The sequence below is a fragment of the Paenibacillus tritici genome, assembly GCF_013204885.1.
Taxonomy (GTDB): domain Bacteria; phylum Bacillota; class Bacilli; order Paenibacillales; family Paenibacillaceae; genus Paenibacillus_AQ; species Paenibacillus_AQ tritici.
Window position 1 is genome coordinate 435,728 of the sequence record NZ_JABMKX010000001.1, and the last position, 20,678, is coordinate 456,405.

At 52.0% G+C, this 20,678-nt stretch carries 19 protein-coding genes; 17 read left to right on the forward strand and 2 right to left on the reverse strand.

The genetic code is table 11. The features are described from left to right. Positions 1 to 237: 237 nt before the first annotated feature. Positions 238 to 906 (forward strand): alpha/beta fold hydrolase, encoded by a 669-nt coding sequence (locus HQN87_RS02070; RefSeq protein WP_301953148.1) that lies wholly within the window; start codon positions 238 to 240, stop codon positions 904 to 906. 7 nt (positions 907 to 913) lie between these two features. Further along, positions 914 to 1,492, forward strand: coding sequence for a TetR/AcrR family transcriptional regulator (locus HQN87_RS02075; RefSeq protein WP_173126957.1), 579 nt, complete (start codon positions 914 to 916; stop codon positions 1,490 to 1,492). A gap of 100 nt (positions 1,493 to 1,592) precedes the next feature. Here the strand turns inward: HQN87_RS02075 and HQN87_RS02080 are convergent, their stop codons facing one another. Next, on the reverse strand, positions 1,593 to 1,997 hold the full coding sequence (locus HQN87_RS02080; protein ID WP_367272645.1) for a MerR family transcriptional regulator: 405 nt from the start codon (positions 1,995 to 1,997) through the stop codon (positions 1,593 to 1,595). A gap of 206 nt (positions 1,998 to 2,203) precedes the next feature. Between HQN87_RS02080 and HQN87_RS02085 the strand changes: the two genes are divergently transcribed. From HQN87_RS02085 to HQN87_RS02105, 5 genes are all read left to right on the forward strand, one after another. Next, positions 2,204 to 3,148, forward strand: coding sequence for an MBL fold metallo-hydrolase (locus HQN87_RS02085; protein ID WP_173126964.1), 945 nt, complete (start codon positions 2,204 to 2,206; stop codon positions 3,146 to 3,148). Between the two features lie 95 nt (positions 3,149 to 3,243). After that, positions 3,244 to 3,759 (forward strand): sigma-70 family RNA polymerase sigma factor, encoded by a 516-nt coding sequence (locus HQN87_RS02090; protein ID WP_173126967.1) that lies wholly within the window; start codon positions 3,244 to 3,246, stop codon positions 3,757 to 3,759. Positions 3,760 to 3,782: 23 nt separating this feature from the next. Continuing rightward, positions 3,783 to 4,910, forward strand: coding sequence for a hypothetical protein (locus HQN87_RS02095; RefSeq protein ID WP_173126970.1), 1,128 nt, complete (start codon positions 3,783 to 3,785; stop codon positions 4,908 to 4,910). Beyond that, on the forward strand, positions 4,907 to 5,902 hold the full coding sequence (locus HQN87_RS02100) for an ABC transporter ATP-binding protein (RefSeq protein WP_173126973.1): 996 nt from the start codon (positions 4,907 to 4,909) through the stop codon (positions 5,900 to 5,902). The genes HQN87_RS02095 and HQN87_RS02100 overlap by 4 nt, the downstream gene beginning before the upstream one ends. After that, a complete protein-coding gene (locus tag HQN87_RS02105) occupies positions 5,899 to 6,780 on the forward strand; it encodes an ABC transporter permease subunit (protein ID WP_173126977.1) in 882 nt (293 codons plus the stop codon). The genes HQN87_RS02100 and HQN87_RS02105 overlap by 4 nt, the downstream gene beginning before the upstream one ends. Before the next feature lie 97 nt (positions 6,781 to 6,877). Here the strand turns inward: HQN87_RS02105 and catR are convergent, their stop codons facing one another. Continuing rightward, the gene (gene catR / locus HQN87_RS02110; RefSeq protein WP_039292833.1) at positions 6,878 to 7,204 is read right to left on the reverse strand and encodes a catDE operon transcriptional regulator CatR; all 327 of its coding nucleotides are present in this window, start codon (positions 7,202 to 7,204) and stop codon (positions 6,878 to 6,880) included. Between the two features lie 266 nt (positions 7,205 to 7,470). Here catR and HQN87_RS02115 point away from each other — a divergent pair, with 266 nt between their 5' ends. From HQN87_RS02115 to HQN87_RS02160, 10 genes are all read left to right on the forward strand, one after another. After that, positions 7,471 to 8,253 carry a GTP cyclohydrolase II gene (locus HQN87_RS02115; protein ID WP_173126980.1) on the forward strand — a complete coding sequence of 261 codons (783 nt, stop codon included), beginning with the start codon at positions 7,471 to 7,473 and terminating at the stop codon, positions 8,251 to 8,253. Positions 8,254 to 8,328: 75 nt separating this feature from the next. Next, a complete protein-coding gene (locus HQN87_RS02120) occupies positions 8,329 to 9,384 on the forward strand; it encodes an ABC transporter ATP-binding protein (protein WP_173126983.1) in 1,056 nt (351 codons plus the stop codon). A 73-nt stretch (positions 9,385 to 9,457) separates the two neighbouring features. Continuing rightward, a complete protein-coding gene (locus tag HQN87_RS02125; protein ID WP_173127665.1) occupies positions 9,458 to 10,252 on the forward strand; it encodes an ABC transporter permease in 795 nt (264 codons plus the stop codon). A gap of 6 nt (positions 10,253 to 10,258) precedes the next feature. Then, positions 10,259 to 11,044, forward strand: a complete 786-nt coding sequence (locus tag HQN87_RS02130; RefSeq protein ID WP_173126987.1) for an ABC transporter permease — start codon at positions 10,259 to 10,261, stop codon at positions 11,042 to 11,044. A 113-nt stretch (positions 11,045 to 11,157) separates the two neighbouring features. Further along, complete coding sequence (locus HQN87_RS02135) at positions 11,158 to 11,301, forward strand: hypothetical protein (RefSeq protein WP_173126990.1); 144 nt, start codon at positions 11,158 to 11,160, stop codon at positions 11,299 to 11,301. A 515-nt stretch (positions 11,302 to 11,816) separates the two neighbouring features. Continuing rightward, entirely contained in the window at positions 11,817 to 12,800 is a 984-nt protein-coding gene (locus HQN87_RS02140) for an ROK family protein (RefSeq protein ID WP_173126993.1), read from the forward strand. A 445-nt stretch (positions 12,801 to 13,245) separates the two neighbouring features. Further along, positions 13,246 to 14,970 carry a fatty acyl-AMP ligase gene (locus HQN87_RS02145; protein WP_173126996.1) on the forward strand — a complete coding sequence of 575 codons (1,725 nt, stop codon included), beginning with the start codon at positions 13,246 to 13,248 and terminating at the stop codon, positions 14,968 to 14,970. After that, positions 14,967 to 17,963, forward strand: a complete 2,997-nt coding sequence (locus HQN87_RS02150) for a type I polyketide synthase (protein ID WP_173126999.1) — start codon at positions 14,967 to 14,969, stop codon at positions 17,961 to 17,963. The genes HQN87_RS02145 and HQN87_RS02150 overlap by 4 nt, the downstream gene beginning before the upstream one ends. A gap of 6 nt (positions 17,964 to 17,969) precedes the next feature. Beyond that, positions 17,970 to 19,718 (forward strand): aminotransferase class I/II-fold pyridoxal phosphate-dependent enzyme, encoded by a 1,749-nt coding sequence (locus HQN87_RS02155; protein WP_173127003.1) that lies wholly within the window; start codon positions 17,970 to 17,972, stop codon positions 19,716 to 19,718. Continuing rightward, entirely contained in the window at positions 19,715 to 20,647 is a 933-nt protein-coding gene (locus tag HQN87_RS02160) for an NAD-dependent epimerase/dehydratase family protein (protein ID WP_173127006.1), read from the forward strand. Before HQN87_RS02155 ends, HQN87_RS02160 begins: the two co-directional genes overlap by 4 nt. Positions 20,648 to 20,678 lie beyond the last annotated feature (31 nt).

Here is a 20,678-nt window from a genome sequence, read left to right on the forward strand (position 1 = left end):
CCTGCTTTTTGCATATTTCCGCCTGCCGCTGGCCTATATCCATTTTCTGTTTACACGCTCAATTTTACAGTTGACTGATCGTTCAGTCGTAAATATAATAAAGCTGATAAATTCCAATTTCTGTTGAGAGGAGCTTATGAAATGGACTTGGTTTATGATATTCAGGGAAATGGACCAGACATTATTTTGATTCATAGTCCGGGGGTTGACTCCAGGGAATGAAAAGAGCTTGTACCTCTGCTCGCGAAGTCCAATCGAGTCCTGACTTATGATAGCAGGGGGATGGGACAATCGCCCGCACCGCAGGAGCCGATGGATCCCGTCCGTGATCTGCTCGGGCTGCTCCATCACTTGCAGCTGAACAAGATTACGCTGATCGGTCACTCTATGGGCGGGGAGCTGGCCTTGAATTTCACGCTTGCTCATCCGGAGATGGTCGAACAGTTGATTGTCATCGCGCCTTCCCTGTCGGGTTATCCGTATTCAGAAGCGTTCCTCGAGTGGATGGGGGCTGTAAATGCGCTTGCTCCTGACATTAGCAGGATGGTAGAGTTCTCGTTGGAAGGTCCCAATTACGCAAATGTAATGGCGAGCGAACACCGTGATTTCCTGATTGACTTGCATACCCGGTACATGACCAGAGTCTTTACGGAATGGCGAAGCTTTGAGTTTATTTGGCCACAGCCTCCCGCGTTCGACCGGCTGGAACAAGTAGCTGCGCCGACGCTTTTTATTCACGGGACCATAGAATGGAACGATATCCTTGGCGTCGCCAAGGAATTCGAACGTGTGCCATCCGTGCAATTTGCCAAAGTAGAAGGTGCAGATCATATGATTACTATGACTCATGCTTCGGAGCTTGCTTCTATCATAGAACGTTTTCTGGATTCAAATCGGGAGGACTGAACGATACATGCCGCGTAGCCGGGAAGAAATTGAGAGAATCCGCCGATTAGCCATGGACAATATAGGACACGCAGCTATGGAGTGCTTCCTCGAACGGGGGTATCATGCCTCATCCATTGATGATATCGCTAAGAGAGCGGGCGTATCTAAAGGGCTGCTGTACAATTACTATCAAGGAAAGGAAGGCCTTCTGGGCGAAATCGTTCAGGCCCGTGTGGACGAGATTGTCGGCATAATGGAGGAGGCCTACGCGCTCGACTCACCTAGAGATCAACTGCTACGGATTATCGAAGGGGTGCTGGGTCATATCGCATATAATCCGAAGGCGTACCGCTTCATTCTGCATCTCCAGACACAGCCCGAGGATGACGCGGTGCTGTCCAAATACAGCCAGCTGTTGAATCAGGAAATGTCGAAGCAATATCAGCATCAGAACGATATCTTCGAGCAGATGCAGGTTGAGGACCCGAAGCTGCGCTCCCTGTACTTCTCTTCGACGCTGCATGGCGTAATGCTTCTCATGACAGTCTATCCGGGCTATCCTGTTGAGGCCATGAAGGAGCAAATGATCCGGGATTTCTTGTAGTGTCAAGCTACAAAGAGGGGTATGAAGCCCAGCTCACAGTTCAAAGCCACCCCTTTGTTGGGAGTGGCTTTAACTTTATATACTAATGTCTATTAAGTGGTCAAACCGTACTACTAGTATTTACTACGTCTTCTTTCGTAAGTTCTTGGTATAGGGTGAGTTTCTCTACGGCGAGAGAAATCATGTCATCAATCTCTTGTCGCCTGGATTCCAGTCCCATCAGATGCTTCTCAAGGATTTCAATCCGTTTTTTTAAGGTAGGATTATAATTAGAAGGATTCTCCCCTTGTTGAATTTTATCCATTACACAGCCCTCACGGGTAAATTCCGTAATCTCTTCAAGGGATAAGCCCAATTTTTTTAGTTTATTTAGACATTGAATGTAGGAAACCTCGCTATCTTTATAGACACGTGCCCCTCCATTACTACGCTTGGGTTCATGTAGTACCCCGATCTTTTCATAATAACGAATCGTATAAGGAGTTAATCCCGTTTGTTCTGACACCTGACTTATTGTAAGCATCCGATTTCTGCCCCTCCTTTTTAATGCTGATATTGAAAAATATTATACAGCTTTCAGTTCACTCAAGCCAATAGTTACAACTGCCTCTCACTTCTCCCTGAGTAATTTCTTGACTTCCAGTTGACTCTAACTTGTAAGTTAACTTTAAGAATTGAAATACAGGAACAAATTCTAAAGGGAGTGTGACCATGAACAACGAATATTTCACAATTCAACAAGCATCGGAAGGGATCTGGGGTGCTATTTCGGTTCCAGGCAGCGGTTCTCTGGGGAATGCAGCAATTATAGATCTTGGGAATTTAACCGTTGTAGTGGATACAACCAACCTGCCGCAATCTGGTGCTTTGTTACGTCATACTGCTGAACAGCTAACAAACAAACCGGTTAAATATGTAGTAAATACACATGTTCATGGAGACCATGTCAACGGCAATCAGGCATTTATGAAAAGTGAATTTATATCTACCGTGTGGACAAGAGATTTGCTATCAGATATGGGTGAAGTGAATGTTGATTTCATGCAGCAAAATACCCAAAAGTTAATAACTAGCCTAAATCATGAACGTTCAAAGCAAAGAGATCCCCACATGCGAACTGAAATCGGCTATGATCTTTCCGTGCAGCGAGCCCTTTATGATGCCATCCCTTCCCTTAGCAGGGTAATACCGGCGATAACTTTTGACGATAAACTCGTTATTCAAGGAACCAAGCGAACAATTGAAGTTTTATCTTACGGAGGCGGTCATTCTTTAAGTGATGCTGTTGTCTATGTTCCAGAAGAACAAACTTTGATCGCTGGTGATTTAATATCGACTAAGACCATTCCGGTGTTGCCATACGGTAATCCATACGCTTGGATACGCATCCTTAAACGCATTCAAAAAGACCTCAAGGTCGATATTGTAGTTCCGGGACACGGAGATGTGTCTAATTCAGATCGGATCACGGATGTCGCACGCTTTTTGGAGAATACGATCACTTATGTTGCTGGAGCTATAAAAAGCGGCAAATCAGAGTCTTACTGGCTGGAACAAGGGATATTAAAAGGCTATGAGGATTGGCATCTGCCCCAGTATTTCCAGTGGAACTTCCGCTGGCTCTTTAACAGTATGCTTGTTCAAAACAACAGATGAAGAAATTAAAAACGAAAGCGATGAATTTCGATGATACAAATTCGCTCCAGCCCCTGTCTTACTTATAGCTGCAGCGGATAAGGAGGAACTACTTGATGGATATTCCGGAATCAGACCACTTCAAATTGATATTTTATGAGCATTATCCAATCGTGCGCCGGAAGCTGGCGGCGCTGGTGCGGGACGAGAGTGCCGCGGATGATTTGGCGCAGGAGGTTTTTATCAGACTGTACAGGAATCCGCCAGATGATCCCGCGGCAATGGGAGCCTGGCTGCATAGAGTGCTTACACGTATAGGGTATGACTACCTGAACAAACAGGTGAGAGAACGGCGGCTGATCAATAAGCACGAGCTGATGTACGACACGGATGCTTCCGGCCCTGCCGGAGAAGAAGTCGTGCTCGGCAAACTGGATCAGGAAGATGTGCGGAGCTGGCTGGATAGTCTGCCTGAACGGGACCGGCAGGCCCTGCTGCTTAAATACTCCGGTTACAGCTATGCGGAGATCGCAGGAGAGCTGGGAGTGAATCCGCCGGTCGTGGGCACGCTTTTAAGCCGGGCTACCGCCAGATTGAAACAACATGCGGTGAAGTCACTTCCGCAAGAATAAGGATATCCGGGAGGAATGAAACCATGAATAGAGCAAACGGGCAGATACAGCCACAGAATACAGATGAAGCCTGGGCTAAATTACAGGAGAAGCTGGGAGACGAGCCGGTCAATCCGGTGTGGGCTACATGGGGTAAGCAAGAGACCCCTCTAGAGGAACAGACTGTCAAGGCGGATAGATCAGATAGAACAGAACCGGAAGCAGATGTTGTGCTTAAGGCATCTCAGGCGGATGATCGTGCAGCAGCGGAGCCAGTGCAGAATGCAGGGCGGAAGACACGCAGACCTGTGCTGAGCCGCACCCGCAAGTGGGCAGCAGCGGCGGCAGGCGTAGCGATTTTCGCAGCAATACTAGCTACTCCGGTAGGAAATACAGCCATGGCAGCCTTGCTGAACCAGTTCAAGATGCAGGAGGCCACTGTTGTAGAAGAAGGCGATCTGCGGGATATGTTTTATCAGATAACAGAGAATGGAAATGGAAATATTGAGCAATCCCTTGAGGCCTTCGGTGACGTCTCAATCAGTAATGGTGAGATGAAGGAGAATGTTCCGCTCAAGGATATCCAAGGCTTACTGGGCTACGAGCCGCTGAAGGGGTCCATTATGAATTCGGTCAAATTTGTTCAGGTAAGCGGGTCTCATGATATCACACTGAACCTGAAGGTGGAGGAAGTGAACAAGGCACTGAAACGCCTGGGCTCGGACAATCTGCTGCCTCCATCTGTAGATGGCAAGCCGATTACGCTTCATATCCCTGAGCAAGTGAATTACGATCTGGGCAGCGATCAGCACTGGGGATCCTTGTCACAGATGAACACACCTGTCGTTACCGTAGACCCTTCTGTGGATCTGGACGAAGCGGTTGATGCCGTTGTGAACTTCCCGCTGATTCCAGATAATCTGAGAAACAGCCTGCAGAAGAGCCGGATCTTGTCCGGAGATCTGCCGATGCCGCTGATTAAGGGCAGTCATGATGAACAGATTACGGTGGCTGGTACGCCGGTGATTCTTACCGAAATGAAGTACAGTAACGGCAACAGCTATACGGCTGTCTGGGTGCAGAAGGGGCAGTTTCTGCAGCTTAGCGGCGGAGACCTCTATCCTGACCGCGAGCAGTTCATCCAGAAGGTACAGGAGTTGATCACACCATGAGCAGTATCCCTGCGATTGATGCGAACGCCTTGACCAAAGCTTATCCGAATGGACGCGGTTGCCAGGATGTTACTTTGACTGTGGGGAAAGGGGAAGCCTTCGGCTTCCTCGGCCCCAACGGTGCCGGTAAGAGTACCTTTGTCAAAATGCTGGTCGGGCTCATCTCGCCAACGGACGGGCAGGCTTCTATCCTGGGCCATCCGCTCGGCTCTATCGAAGCCAAAATGAAGATTGGCTACCTGCCGGAGCTATACCGTTACCAGGATTGGCTGACTGGTGAAGAGGTGGTCAGGCTTCATGCCAAGCTGTGCCGGATTCCGAAATCCGTCATGGATCAGAGAATTCCTCAGCTCCTGCAGGAGGTAGGCATCGGGCTTCGCGGAGGGGACCGGGTCAAGCATTATTCCAAGGGAATGCAGCAGCGGCTGGGTCTTGCGTGTGCGCTGGTGAATGATCCGGAGATTCTGTTCCTGGATGAACCTTCCTCTGCCCTTGATCCCATCGGGAGAATGGAGGTGCGGAAGATTCTGCAGCGGCTGAAGGAACGGGGAATTACTATTTTTCTCAACTCTCATTTACTTGAGGATGTTGAAGTGCTGTGCGACCGGATGGCTCTGCTGAGTAACGGAGCGGTCCTGCGGCACGGCAAAGTAGCGGAGATGCTGAACAAACGGACAAACTGGCATTTCAAAGTGGGCGGATACACGCCTTTTTTGCTGTCCTGGCTTAATGAGCATACAGGGTTAACCATCCGGCAATCCGTGCCTGCGGCGGGTAAATCGGGCTATGATCCGGCACAGGAGGGGGAGTCAGATTCAAGCATCGTGTGGCTTGCGGCGGAGCTGGATCATGAGGAACAGGCGGGCTGGCTGAACGGGCTGATGGTCCAGCAGGGGATGACGCTGTATCAGGTGATCCGCCAGACGGAGCGGCTGGAGGATTGGTTCATGGATGCGGTCGCCGGGCTCAGTCATAGGGGGGAGAAGGAATGAGAACCATACTTGCGATGACCTGGAAGGAAATGCTGCGTAAAAAAGTGATGCTGCTAACCTTGCTCCTGACTGTTGTGTTTCTGATTGCCTTCTGGTTCGTGGCGGATACCGTGGGGAGGAACGATCCGAATACCGGAACGCTCGGGAATGGCAACGGGTTATTCATGCAGTACATGAACGGCGCTTTTATTCTGAGCCTGGGCTTCTTCTTCGGCGCGTTTGTCATTGCCTTCCTGGCGATCTTCAGCTCCTTCTCGGTGATTGCCGGAGAAGCGGAGCAGGGGGTCATGCAGGCTCTGTTGCCCCGGCCGCTGCCGCGCTGGAAATGGTATCTTGGCCGCTGGCTGGGCTTCGTTACGCTTGGAACGATCTATGCCCTCATTCTGTTCACTGCGATTCTGCTGATTACAAGTGCTCACGCGAATGTTCCCAGAGATGCGGCCGTGCTTGTGAAGTCATTCCTATTGTTCGCATCTGTAGTTCCGTTGTTAATCTCCGTATCCATGCTGGGTTCAGGATTATTCTCGGCGCTTGGCAACGGTGTGTTCATGACAATGCTCTACGGGGCTGGATTTCTCGGCGGGATGGTAGATAAGCTTAGCGGGTCGCTGAGACTGGAGGACGACGGACTGAAGGTGCTGAATAATCTGACCGGAATGATCTCGATGATTATGCCCGCAGATACCCTGCAGCGCCGAATGACTGTCGAGCTGTTCAGCTTGAAGGACTTGAATGGTATGGTATCCATGAATAGCGGGGCGCTTACTCTGATGAATTTCAATTCATTTCCGTCGAATACCTTTGTCGTATACGCTGTAATCTACACTGTGGTTATCTTCGGGCTGGGGCTTCTGCGCTTTCAGCGCAAGGATCTGTAGGAGTCAACCATGCTTACTATAAAACAAACGAAGCAGCGCCCTCAAAGTTTCCCTGTTCAGGAACTTTAAGGGCGCTGCTTCGCGTGCCGGATGGCAATCATTTGGTCACGCCAATCTCGATCCAATCCGTAGACCAGTTGCCGATCTCTCCAAGGATAGGAGCGAGCGCCGTACCTTTATCGGTTAACGAATACTCAATTCGCACAGGCATCTCAGGATATACAGTACGCTGTATGATCCCTTCATTCTCCATTTCCTTCAGCCGGTCGGATAATACCTTGCCGCTTAGATTGGATAAGCAATGCTCGATTTCCCCGAACCGCCGCGGACCATCCATGAGGACGAATACAATTAGCGCAACCCAGCGTTTGCTAAGCACATCGACCGCCTTCTCGAAGCGCGGACACATCTCAAAATTATTCATAAGGATCACCTCAGCATTCATTATATCATAAACTTACAATTAGTAATCATTAATATTTAAATATATATTATAACTTGACGAAGTTATATTACAATGATAAACTAACTTACAAATAGTTACTATAGCAAATGTTGAATATCACAATTTTATAGATCAGGCAAAGGCTAATACGCAGTTTTCGGTGAAAAGTTGCTTAGCTTACGTAATCAAAACTAAGTGTATGCTTCCGAAGCTTACACTATCAAACCTTTTAGGACGGTGCTCTCATGATCAACCCCGATATCCTTACTATATTACAGAATAAAATCAAACGCATCTCCATGGATAACTCCACGAATATACTGGTCGGACCCATTACATTACCTGTCAATCTGGACGGGGAGACCCTTACCTTCAAATGGTACAGCTGGCTCAAAGTAACGGATGAAGAGCTTCAGAGTGCTGAAGGCACGCAAGCAACCGAGCTGCTCATCAGCCGCCTGTCTTCGATGAACCTTGCAGATGGACAACAGTCCAGTGTGCTGGTGTACGGGGATTTCGAGAATTCGGACGAAGCGCTGATCCGGATGCACAGCATTTGCCATACCGGCGATATCTTTGGCAGCAAACGCTGCGATTGCGGCTTCCAGCTGCATCAGTCGATGAAGATGATTGCCCAGCATGGTTCAGGGGCACTCTTTTATCTGGCCAATCATGAAGGAAGAGGAATCGGCCTGTTCAGCAAAGCAATGGCCTATATTCTTCAGGAAGAAGGGTATGATACTGTGGAGGCCAATCTGGAGCTTGGGTTCGCGGATGATTCCCGGGACTACAAGGATGCGATCAGTGTGCTTCAGCATCTGCGCAGCCATCCGGTTACCCTGATCACCAACAATCCGAAGAAGATGGAAGCCCTTCGTGCAGCCGGAATGAATACAGTCAAGCGGGTACCGCTCTGGGGCGATGTATCGGTGTTCAATGAGAAGTATCTGCGGACCAAAGTTGCCCGCTCCGGACATTTGGAGGCTGTGCCGAGCACGGATTTTTTTGAGGGCCGGGTGGCTAAGTAAACAGGCTGGACGGATATACATTCATTCTATTATAATGGGGTACTGAACCCAATACTTAGCTTAGTGAGGTAACCTATGAATGCTATTCAAGTGCAGGACTTGCGCAAGACCTTCAAAGTCCAAAAAAACCGCGAGGGCCTCAAAGGGGCCTTCGCTGATTTGTTTAAACGGCAGTATACCGAAGTAACGGCAGTGAAGGATATCTCGTTCAGTATTCCGCAAGGCGAAATCTGCGGATACATCGGGGAGAACGGGGCAGGCAAATCGACCACGATCAAAATGCTGACCGGGATTCTGGTTCCTACTGCCGGCAGTCTGTCTGTGGGCGGATTCGTGCCTTATGAGGAACGGGAGAAGTTTGTGCAGAACATCGGCGTAGTCTTCGGCCAGCGCAGCCAGCTCTGGTGGGACATTGGGGTCATTGAGTCCTTCCAGCTTCTGCGCAAGGTATATCGTGTTCCTGAGCAGGATTTTAAAAAACGGCTGGATGAGCTTGTAGAGCGTCTGGAGCTGCAAGAGCTCCTGAACCGTCCGGTCCGCAAATTAAGTCTGGGCCAGCGGATGCGCTGCGAGCTTGTGGCGGCACTGCTGCATAATCCGTCCATTCTGTTCCTGGATGAACCGACGATCGGCCTCGATATTGTCGTGAAGTCGGAGATCCGTGAATTTTTGAAGGATATGAACCGCGAGCATGGGACGACCATTCTGCTGACGACTCATGATCTGCAGGATATTGAAGCCCTGTGTTCACGGGTGATCATGCTGGACGACGGGCGGATTATCTATGACGGAGGTCTGGAGGATCTCAAGCAGCGCTGGGGAACCGGGCGTGAAGTACAGTTCCAGTTCGGAACGGCCACGAAGCTCCAGCAGCTCATTGCGTGGACTGAAGGCATGCCGGTCACCTGGACAGCCGAGAATGAGCTTGCAGCCAAGGTATGGATTCCGCTGGAGCTGAATGTATCGGATGTGCTGGGCCGGGTGGTCGGACAGGCGGATATCACCGATATCAAAATCATCGAAACCAACACGGATGACATCGTCCGCAGCATTTATCAGTCAGGCTCGGCGGAGAAGCCGGAAGAGCGGATCGCGGCGCTAAGTGATGAGAAAGAGGCACAACATGTCTAAGCAGTTGGCAACGGCAGCTTCCTCCTCCGGCAGCGGAACTCCGGGTGGCTCGCGGGAGAACGGACGGAGGCTGCTGCTTGGAGCTTATTTCGATTTCATCCGAATCCGGTTCCTGACGATGCTTGCTTACCGGGTGAATTATTACTCGGGAATTCTGATCTATACGCTCAATATCGGGGTCAATTATTTCACCTGGAAGGCTATTTATGGCGATGGTGAATCGCTGGGCGGCTTTACCGGAGCGCAGATGACGACGTATGTGGCGGTCTCGTGGATGGCGCGGGCCTTCTATTTCAACAACCTTGACCGCGAGATTTCAACCGACATCCGTGACGGGAGCATTGCCATACAGTTCATCCGTCCTTATAACTACGTACTGGTCAAAATGATGCAGGGGCTGGGCGAAGGCCTGTTCCGCTTCATGATGCTGATGATCCCCGGCATGCTGATCGCCATTCTGCTGTTCCCGGTACAGCTGCCGACAGAGGCTTCGGCTTGGGCTGGTTTCCTTGTCATGCTCTTCTTCAGCTTCCTGATCAGCTCCCAGATCAATATCATCACCGGCCTGTCCGCCTTCTTCGTGGAGAACAATGAAGGAATGATGCGGATGAAGCGCGTGGTCGTTGATCTGTTCTCAGGACTGATTGTGCCGATCACCTTGTTCCCGGACTGGTTGTCCTCTGTGCTTAAGGTTTTGCCCTTTCAAGCCATTACTTATCTGCCGGGCTCTGTATTTACAGGCCGTGTGCAGGGAGTAGGCATCTGGAATGTGCTGGGTATCCAGGTCATCTGGTTCCTGATCCTGCTCGTTCCGATTGTCTGGCTAAATCACGCAGCGCGTCAGCGGCTGTTCGTGCAGGGGGGTTAAGCTAGCATGTACTACCTGGATTTATTGATTGAATATCTGAAGAACTATATGAAGACACGGTTGACCTACCGCGCGGATTTCTGGGTGGAGGTTATCTCCGACCTATTGTTCCAGGCCACGAACTTCATCTTCATTCTGGTCATCTTCATGCATACCGACAGCCTGGGCGGCTGGAATCAGAACGAAGTGGTGTTCGTCTACGGCTTTTTCATGGTCCCGTTCGGCGTGTTCAGCTGCTTCGTTAATATGTGGGGCTTCAGTGAACGTTATATCGTCAAAGGCGAGATGGACCGCATTCTGACCCGGCCGGCGCATAACCTGTTCCAGATCTTCCTGGAGAATGTGGACCCGCCTTCACTGGTAGGTTCCTTCATCGGGCTGATTGTCATGGCGATCAGCGGCAGCAATCTGGGCTTGCCGTTTGAATGGTGGACCCTTCCAATGCTGATTATCCTGACACTCAGCGCGGTAGCTATTTATACAGGCATTTACACGACATTGACCTCCTTGTCGTTCTACTCGGATGCGCCAACCGGTATTCTGCCGCTGATGTACAATATTCAGACGTATGGCCGCTATCCGGTTACGATCTACAACCGGGCGATTCAGGTGCTGCTCACCTGGATCATTCCGTTTGCTTTTGTCGGGATCTACCCGGCAGCCTTGTTCCTGCACCGTGATGAGATGAGAGGGATGGCGCTGCTGACTCCAATCGTCGGCGTGGTCTTCCTGAGCATCGGCCTGATGGCCTGGAGCTTCGGCGTCAAGCGGTACAAAGGAGCTGGTTCGTAGAGGCTTGAAATTTTAGCGCTCAAAACAAGTTGACATTCAACAGGGTTGTCCCGCAGGTCAGATATGGCTGCCGGGACAGCCCTGTTTGTCATGAAATAGTATGTCAGGATTGGATGGATACAGATGAATGGACAATACTGGATGTGCCGGGGACACAGCGGCCGGAAGTCCAAATGTTCAGCGCAGTGACGATGAAGCTTCAAGTTCAACTCTTAAGTGCGTCTTATAAAGTTGGATTGATTAGTTCTATTGATTAGCAGTTGGATTTTATACACTTGCTGATGAAGAAATGGGCTTTGCTCAAGCAGTAGTTGGATAAACAACACTTAATTTCTGGGGTTCCACCCCAAGTAGCCCAAAGGAACATTAATAGATGCTGTTTATCCACTTGCTTCCGTACATTCCTCAGAAATAGACAAATTAAGATACGTTATTCCACTTGCTTGTTACAGGAGGCGGTCCCTTCGGAGCGAAGACCATAGTTTGTTACAGGAGGTGGTCCCTTCGAAGCGAAGATCATCGCTTGTTACACGAGTGGTCCCTTCGGAGCGAAGATCATCGCTTGCAACAGGAGCTGATCCCTCGGGAGCGTAGATCATCTACACGGAGGGCTTCGGCTGGTGAAGCGAATTCTGCACGGGAGGGCTTCGGCTTAGAAGAGAATCGTGCTATTAAGATGCTCGGAAAATCCTACCTTCCTAATGTCTGAAAGCGCATAATTAGAAGGGGGGAAGGGTTCAGCCATTCATTCAGCGGGGAAGAAGGGGAGACAGTGACGGACAACAACTATATTATAGGCATTGATTTGGGTGGAACCAATATCAAAGCGGGATTGTTCCATGAGGATTTCACTGCGGCATGGGAGCTGTCGATACCAACAGAGGCGGCACAAGGTCCGGCACATGTGCTGGAGCGGATCAGGCTTGCTGTTTCGCAGCTATGTGTGGGGAGCGGGGTAGAGCTGCGGCAGATTGCCTGCATGGGTATGGGAATCCCGGGGCTTCTGGACCCGGAGGAGGGACTGTCCGTCTTTTCACCAAACTTTCCGGGATGGGAACAGGTTCATGTGGTGAATGAAATGAAGCCTTATTATGATTTTGCAGTCTACATAGATAATGATGTGCGGGTCAATCTATACGGGGAATGGCAGCAGGGTGCGGGGAAGGGGTGCCGGAATTTGGTCCTGCTTACACTCGGCACCGGACTCGGCTCAGGTATTGTTCATGACGGCAAGGTACTGTACGGTACAACCTTCAGCGCTGGCGAAATCGGACATATGAATATGTACCGGCAGGGGCGTCCCTGCCGCTGCGGAAGCTCTGGATGCCTGGGGCGGTATGTGTCTGCCGTGGGAATGGTCAATACATTCAAGGAGAAGCTGCAGGAAGGCCGCACCAGCCTGATTCAGACCTGGACGAAGCATGACCATGAGCAAATCACCGCGAAGATGATCTCAGAGGCGTATGATCTAGGAGATCCGCTCGCTATTGAAGTGATGCACGAGACCGGCGAACTGCTTGGGTTCGGTCTGGCGAATGTAATCAACCTGCTGAACCCGGAGCTGATTATCATCGGGGGTGGCATGGCCGCAGCAGGAGACCGGCTCCTCAACACGGTCCGTAATACCGTAAATGCCCATGCGCTGAAGCTGCCCGGTAGCCATTGCCGGATTGTTCAGGCAGAGCTGGGCAGCCGGGCAGGTACGCTTGGTGCAGCCGTGTATGCGTATCAGAAGCAGAAGCATCCATTGCGGTAAGAATGGCTTTAAGCATAATTTTAATACCTGATGTACGCCCACAACCAGACGTCTCTTAATAGAGGATAGTCTGGTTTTTTGGTTTTTGGTTCAAATTGGTCTATTTCATGCTATTTATGTTTACTGTGCTTAATTTAAACCACGTTGCTGCGAAACTATTAGAATACCATAATTCACCATATGTACATATAAAAGCTCGAAAACGACAATAATCGTCAATTTATCCCAATGAAGACAACATATAGAAGGCAGTATACTTAGAACAGTTTGGTAGCGAAAAAGGAGGTCATTCCCTTAATAGTAATAAAATTACTTGTAGCTGAGACTGGTAGAGGTTGAGGTGGTTGGTAATTTAATAGTATTACTTGGCCTATATTACAGGGTGCTGCGGCTCTCCCGGATGCAACGTCCGGCAGCCCGCTATACCCCCAAAGGAGAGTTCAAATTGAGCAGCATTGTCCATGAATTAAGAACCGTAGTGGATTTACTGGAAGAGCGAAACCGGTTGACGCCTGAACGCATAGCCTTTACTTACCGGGAGGGGGACCAGGAGACGGTCCTGACCTACCGTGAGCTTGCCATCCAATCCAAGAAACAGGCCGCTTCGCTTGCTGCCTTCACCCGCCCGGGGGACAAGGTGGCCCTTCTGCACAACTCGGGGATTCAGTTCATCATCTCGTTTTTTGCCTGCCTCTACAGCCGTACTGTTGTCGTTCCGCTTGAAATTCCCAAGCCCTCCGAGAATCTGTCCAGGCTCCAGTATGCTGTCCGCATGAGCGGGGCTGAAGCCGTCCTGACGACCCGGGCGCTTCTGAATCATATCTCTGCACTGCTGGATGACGAGGAGGAATTGTTAGCGCTACAGTGGATTGCAGCAGATGAGCTGCCGGACATCCCCTTTCTGGGAGAGGAAGCGGACAGACATGAGGCTGCCTTCATCCAGTTCACCTCCGGGACCACTTCAACCTCCAAGGGTGTCATCCTCACACATGACAATCTTCTGCATAATGTTGGGAATGTAACCCGCAAATTCGGGCTCACGGAGCAGGATACGGCAGTAATCTGGCTTCCGCTGTACCACAATCTGGGGCTAATCGGAGGCGTGCTGGCTCCCCTCTTTGCAGGATTCCCGGTACATCTGGTCAGTCCGCAGGAGATTCTCCGCAGACCGGCGCTTTGGCTGGAGCTGATTACGCAGAAGCAGGCAACGATCAGCGGCGGTCCGAATTTCGCCTTTGACCTGTGTCTTGCCCATGTGGACCCGGAGGCAGGCTATCCGCTTAACCTGTCCAGCTGGGAGATCGCATTCTGCGGAGCAGAACCTGTGCGCAGCCGGACCATTGAAGGATTCTCCCGCAAATTTGCCCCCTATGGCTTCAAACGCAGTGCCATGTATCCTTGTTATGGTCTGGCAGAATCGACGCTTATTGTCTCAGGCGGCAAAAGAGATGCAGAACCTCTTCTGCTCCATTGTGATCCGGCCGGGCTTGAGCAGAATCTGGTGACTGAAGTCCCGCCATCGGCAGATTCGCGCACCTTGGTCAGCTGCGGCGCTCCGGTGGAGGATCAGGATCTTGTTATTGTTGAGCCGGGTACGCGGACAGAGCTGCCGGAGAATGCTATCGGTGAGATCTGGCTGCGCAGCCGCTCGATTGCTATGGGCTATCTGAATGACAGGCTGCGGACAGCGGAGACCTTCGAGCATGTGCTGGAGAATGGGGACGGAGGGTATCTGCGGACGGGGGATACAGGATTTTTGCGGAATGGAGAGTTATACATTGTTGGCCGGATTAAGAACCTGCTTATCGTCCGGGGCAAGAACTTCTATTCCAATGATCTGGAGGCATTTGTCCAGTCTTTCCATCCCGGGTTCCAGGCAGGTGCTGTGTTCGCGGTGGATATGGAGGATGAAGAGCAGGTAGTGGTACTCCAGGAGGTTGAGGGCGAGCTTGCCGAAGCCGGACAGGAAATGCTCGTGAAGCAGATCAGGCATGAGCTGGCCCGTGCTTACGGCTTCACCCCGTTCGAGGTGGTACTGCTCGCAAGCGGCTCCCTCCCTAAGACGGTGAGCGGTAAAGTGAAGCATTATGAGTGCAAGCAGGCCTATCTTGGGAGCAGTCTGTCGCTGTACTATGCGGAATCCGCAGCTGCAGGAGGAGAAGCCGAATGAATCTGGCGGAGCTCGAAATATGGCTAACGGAGCAAATCGCTGCGGCCGTTAACGTGGACAAGGAACAGATTACGAAGGAGGAGCCGTTTCTTCAGCTCGGTCTGGATTCTGTCAGTGCAGTGATGCTGACCGGTACGATTGAAGAAAAGCTTGGCCGGACCTGCTCGCCAACGTTGTTCTATGATTACCCGACCATCGGACAACTGGCAGCCTATCTGATTCAGGAATCCCCTGCTGAACGGCAGAACACGGAAGGGAGACCTGCCCGGGAATATGCCCCTGAAGAGGATATTGCCATTGTGGGCTTATCCTGCCGGTTTCCGGGAGCTGATTCGGCGGAACAGTTCTGGGAGAACCTGCTGGAAGGCAAGCAGTCGATCACGGAGATTCCATCCTCCCGCTGGAATGCTGACGATTATTACAGCGGGAATCCAGAGGAGAAGGGTACCATGTATACCCGCTGGGGCGGATTTCTGGAGAGAATCCGGGAGTTCGACGCCGGATTCTTCGGAATCTCCCCGCTGGAGGCGGAGGTTATGGACCCGCAGCAGCGGCTGCTGATGGAGCAGAGCTGGCTGGCTTTTGAGGATGCCGGAGTGAAGCCCTCGGAGCTGGAGAACAAGGATGTCGGAGTGTTCATCGGGATCAGCACGAATGATTACTCTAAGCTGCAACACCAGCCGCAGCGGATTACCGCCTATCATGGAACCGGGAATGCTTCCAGCATAGCCGCGAACCGGCTGTCGTACTTCTACAATCTCACCGGGCCCAGTCTCGCGCTGGATACCGCCTGCTCTTCCTCGCTTGTGGCACTGCATCAGGCCTGCCGCAGTATGAAGGAAGGCGAGAGCAGCATGGCACTGGTCGGAGGAGTCAATCTGATGCTTCATCCCGATCTGTACATTAATTTCTCCAGAGCCCGGATGATGTCGGAGAGCGGGCGCTGCCATACCTTTGACAGCCGGGCTGACGGATACGTGCGCGGGGAGGGGTGCGGGATGGTGGTGCTGCGCAAATTAAGCGATGCCAGGGAACGCGGGGACCGGATCTACGCAGTGATCAAGGGCTCGGCGGTTAACCAGGACGGACGCAGCAACGGGCTTACCGCACCGCGCGGCACCTCACAGCAGAAGGTAGTGGAGCGGGCCTTGGCGGCGGCGGGTCTGAAGGTGGATGATATTGGCTACATAGAAGCGCATGGTACGGGAACGAAGCTGGGTGATCCGATCGAAGTGAACGCCCTGAAGGAAGTTTTTGCTGGTAAGCAGGAAGGAATCTGCCATCTAGGCGCGGTCAAAGCCAATATCGGACACCTGGAGGCCGCAGCAGGGATAGCCGGGCTGATTAAAATCTGCCTGATGTTCCAGAATGGAAGGATTGTGCCGCATCCGGACCTTCAGACGGTCAACGAGCATATAGATCTGACTGGAACGCCGTTTCATATCCCGGTCAAATCGGTGGAATGGAAGGATAAAGTGAAGAATGCCGGGATCAGCTCCTTTGGCTTCGGGGGAACCAATGCCCATGTGATTGTGCAATCCTTCCGTGCACCCCGGACACTTGGAGTCCGCCCCAAGCGCTACAGCGGACATATTCTAACGGTATCGGCCAAAAGCGAAAGCTCGCTGTGGCTCATGCAGGAGGCTTATAGCGCAGCCATTGAGCAGGCTCCGGCTTCGGAGCTGGTCGATCTCTGCTACACTGCGCATTGCCGGCGTGAGCTGCTGCCTTACAGGCTGACCGTCACCGGCCGCACGCGTGAGGAATTATGCAGCAGACTGAAGGCAGGCGAAGGCACGCCGGGCAGCCGGATACCGGGCAAGATAGCCTTTGTATACGGGGGGCAGGGCTCGCAGTATACGGGAATGGCCAGAGAGCTGCTGCAGACCTCTGAGGTATTCCAGCAGGCCTTCTCCCATGGCCTGTCTTATCTGGATCAGGAGACTTCCGCTCTGATGATGCAGATTCTCTACGGCAAGGAGGAGGCAGTCAATGAACGGCTGCATCAGACGGAATTCACGCAGCTTAGCCTGTTCCTGATCCAGTATGCGCTCACGAAGCTGTGGAACAGCTTCGGAATCACACCGGATTATGTGACAGGGCACAGCATCGGTGAATACGCAGCCGCTTGTCAGGCTGGAATGATGGAGCTTGGCGATGCGGTGAGACTGGTGCAGCTGCGGGGCCGCCTGATGGGCAATACCCCGGTTCAGGGCGGCATGGCAATGGTGCAGTGTCCGGAAGAGACGGTCCGGCAGCTGATTCAGGAACAGGGTCTGGAGTTGTCTATTGCAGCTGTGAATACGCCGGACCAGACCGTGGTCTCTGGAGTACCGGAGCAGCTCCAGAAGCTTGAAGCGATGATGACGGACCGGAGCGTGATGTTCAAGCAGCTGCTCGTCTCCAATGCGTTTCATTCCGCGCTGATGGAGCCTATTCTGCAGGAATTCCATGAAGCAGCAGGCAGAATAACCTTCCGCACGGCACAGCTTCCGCTGATCAGCAATATCGACGGCAGACCAAGGCATGAGATATCTGCCGATTATCTGCGGGATCATCTGCGGGGGACCGTACGGTTCCATGACTGCCTGTCCTACTTCGCTGAAGAGAAGGTTGCCGTCATTGAAATTGGTCCTGGCGGACTGATCAAAATGGCCCGCAGACATATTCGCGGTGATCAGGTCTGGGGAGCCAGTCTCGGTAAAGAGGGGCAGGACTGGGAGGTGCTTCACCGGAGTCTGGCCTTGCTGGCCGACCGCGGAATTCCGCTGGACTGGAAGGAATATTATACGCCGCTTCAGCCTGCCTATGCGCCATTGCCGCCCTATAGCTTCAACCGCAGAGAGTACTGGATGGAAGAAGACAAGGTGCTGCCTGCCCAGGCGGATTCCGCAATCACAGAGACCGCTCTGTCTTCCGAAATTCTTGATATCATGAACCATCATCTGGAGACCATCAATAATCAGAGTGAATATATGTTGAAAAGGGGATGAGCAGCTATGGAACAACGGTTACTGGATCAGCTGTTGGAGATTGTCAAAAAACAGTCAAGTGCACTTGAACTGCAAAGCCGGGTAATGCTGGCTAACGGGGCGGACAGCTCTGTGAAGACCGAACACACAAACGTTGTAAGTCAGAGCAGGCCGGTAAGCATTGAAAACAACGAGGGCAAATTTACTTCGAATCTTCAGGCAGTTGCGCACGGGCAAGCTGCACTGGAACAAGAGGTCATCCGGCTGGTCAGCACCATTGCCGCTTATCCTCCCGGAGATTTGAAGCTGACCGATTCGCTGAAAAGTGAGCTTGGATACGATTCGCTGATGATGATGGAGCTGCAAGCAGCACTGAAGAAACGTTATCCTGACCGGGAAGTGATTGTGCCGCTGGACATCACGGACCTGACGATCAGACAGCTGATCGCAATCGTTGCGGGTACCGGCGAAGAGGGGCACGGGTCTCCATCTGAACCCGGCACTCCACTGATCCAATCTGCTGACCGGCAGGAAGCAGAGCAAAAGATCGCCCCGTCCGTGCCGCCACAGTTCAAGGTGGAGCAGTTCGCTGAATATCAGGATCTATGCCAGCGCATTGAATCGGCGGGTGAAGTTAATCCCTATTTCAGACTTCGTCAGGGGATTAATACTGATACCGTGATGATGGGCGGAGAACCCTATATCAACTATTCCTCTTACAATTATCTTGGATATGCCGGTGACCCGCAGATCATTGCCGCCGTCCAGGAGGCTGTAGCTGAATATGGAACCTCTGTATCCGCCAGCCGCCTGCTCTCCGGCGAGATTCCTTTGCATGGCCAGCTTGAAGCGGCGGTATCTTCTTTTATCGGGACAGAGGATGCACTGATCTACACGGCCGGACATGCAACGAATGTATCCACAATCGCCAAGCTGGTAGGCAAAGAGGATATCGTGCTGCATGATGAGCTGTCCCACAATAGTCTGATTCAGGGCTGTCTGCTATCGGGGGCACAGCGGGTATCCTTTCCTCATAATGACTGGGAGGCCTTGGACAGGATTCTGACCCGTACCCGCGGACACCGCCGCCGGGCGCTCATTGTCATAGAAGGCGTGTACAGTATGGATGGTGATATTCCCGACCTGCATAAGTTCATTGAGATCAAGAAGAAGCATCAGGCCATGCTTTACATTGACGAGGCGCATTCAATCGGCACCATCGGAGCCACCGGCCGGGGAATCTGTGAATATCACGGAGTGGACGCGCGTGAAGTGGATCTGCTTATGGGCACCCTCAGCAAGTCCTTCGCAAGCTGCGGCGGCTATGCGGCCGGCTCTGCCGCCATGATCCAATATCTGAAATATTTATCCGACGGCTTCATCTTCAGTGCAGGCATCACTCCTGCCAATGCCGCCGCCGCACTTGCAGTGATCCGCTCCCTGGAGAAGGACCCCTCGCCTGTGAGCAAGCTACAGCAGAATTCCAGGCTGTTCCTGGAGCGCTGCCAGCAGCATGGGCTGAATACCGGACTCAGCGGCGACACGCCGATTATTCCGATTATTGTCGGAGGCTCCGAGCGGACACTTAAGCTTACAGAATATCTCTATCGGCAAGGAATCAATGTCTATCCTATTCTATATCCTGCGGTCCCTGAGGAAGCGGCATGCATCCGGTTCTTCATGACTGCGAATCATAATCACGAGCAGATTGAATGGACCGTTAAGCTGGTTGCCGAAGGTATTCATTCGTTCGATAAGGAGCCGGTCATGTTATGAATCTTGTAATTGGAGGCAATGGCGGTCTGGGCCTGTCCATCACTCAGGAATTACTGTCGCGCGGCAAGCTGGTGACGGCGTCATACCACCGCTCCAGTCAGGCTCTCAAGAGGCTGAAGGGTCCGCTGTTGAAGATTGCTGCACTGGATATACAGGACGAGAAGCGTCTTGCCGCTGCACTGGCAGGAGTCTCGACGGTCTATTTCTGTCTTAATGTGCCTTATCAGGACTGGTATACGGTAATGCCGCAAGCACTGGAGCGGGTGACAAGCCAGCTTCAGTCCGGGCAGACGCTGGTGTTTCCCGGCAATGTCTACGGATACGGCAAATTTCAGTATCTTCCGGCAGATGAACGCCATCCCAAGGCCGCGTTGACCCGCAAGGGCAAGCTCCGTAACGAGCTGGAAGAACTCCTGAAGAATCAGGCCGCACTGCGCGGCTTCCGTTATGTTATTCCGCGATATCCGGACTATTACGGTCCCAATGTGACCAACAGGGTATTCGGACCGATCTTCAACGGAGCACTTCAAGCCAAAACCATCTCATGGCCGGTCAAGCTGGATGTGCCCCATGATCTGGTCTATATCCAGGATGCGGCCAGAGCAGCGGTGCTGCTGGCAGAGAGCGGAGAAGAAGGAGAATGGCATATCTCAGGCTCAGGCGCGATCGAAGGAAGAGAGTTCCTGAATATCATCCAGGATGAAGCGGACAGTCCGAGGAAGTGCCGTGCCCTGCCGGGCTGGGCGGTAAGACTGGCCGGTATTTTTGACAAAGAAGCCAAGGAGTTCCACGAGCTGCTCTATGAATTCGAGTATCCGCTGCTGCTGAATGAGAACAAATTCATGAAACGGTTCCCCGAATATTCTCCAACCCCGTATAAGGAAGCCGTCAAAGAAACCCTGGGCTGGTTCCGGGAGCAACGGGAATAGCCGGGAGATTCAAGGAGGAGGCACGCCGTGT

What these genes read in the sequence shown, in the direction of transcription:
- HQN87_RS02095 (WP_173126970.1), top strand. Translation starts at nt 3,783, where the DNA reads ATGAATAGAGCAAACGGGCAGATACAGCCACAGAATACAGATGAAGCC.
- HQN87_RS02115 (WP_173126980.1), top strand. Translation starts at nt 7,471, where the DNA reads ATGATCAACCCCGATATCCTTACTATATTACAGAATAAAATCAAACGC.
- HQN87_RS02150 (WP_173126999.1), top strand. Translation starts at nt 14,967, where the DNA reads ATGAATCTGGCGGAGCTCGAAATATGGCTAACGGAGCAAATCGCTGCG.
- HQN87_RS02155 (WP_173127003.1), top strand. Translation starts at nt 17,970, where the DNA reads ATGGAACAACGGTTACTGGATCAGCTGTTGGAGATTGTCAAAAAACAG.
- HQN87_RS02135 (WP_173126990.1), top strand. Translation starts at nt 11,158, where the DNA reads ATGGATACAGATGAATGGACAATACTGGATGTGCCGGGGACACAGCGG.
- HQN87_RS02085 (WP_173126964.1), top strand. Translation starts at nt 2,204, where the DNA reads ATGAACAACGAATATTTCACAATTCAACAAGCATCGGAAGGGATCTGG.
- HQN87_RS02100 (WP_173126973.1), top strand. Translation starts at nt 4,907, where the DNA reads ATGAGCAGTATCCCTGCGATTGATGCGAACGCCTTGACCAAAGCTTAT.
- HQN87_RS02120 (WP_173126983.1), top strand. Translation starts at nt 8,329, where the DNA reads ATGAATGCTATTCAAGTGCAGGACTTGCGCAAGACCTTCAAAGTCCAA.
- HQN87_RS02075 (WP_173126957.1), top strand. Translation starts at nt 914, where the DNA reads ATGCCGCGTAGCCGGGAAGAAATTGAGAGAATCCGCCGATTAGCCATG.
- HQN87_RS02160 (WP_173127006.1), top strand. Translation starts at nt 19,715, where the DNA reads ATGAATCTTGTAATTGGAGGCAATGGCGGTCTGGGCCTGTCCATCACT.
- HQN87_RS02090 (WP_173126967.1), top strand. Translation starts at nt 3,244, where the DNA reads ATGGATATTCCGGAATCAGACCACTTCAAATTGATATTTTATGAGCAT.
- HQN87_RS02130 (WP_173126987.1), top strand. Translation starts at nt 10,259, where the DNA reads ATGTACTACCTGGATTTATTGATTGAATATCTGAAGAACTATATGAAG.
- HQN87_RS02105 (WP_173126977.1), top strand. Translation starts at nt 5,899, where the DNA reads ATGAGAACCATACTTGCGATGACCTGGAAGGAAATGCTGCGTAAAAAA.
- catR (WP_039292833.1), bottom strand. Translation starts at nt 7,204, where the DNA reads ATGAATAATTTTGAGATGTGTCCGCGCTTCGAGAAGGCGGTCGATGTG.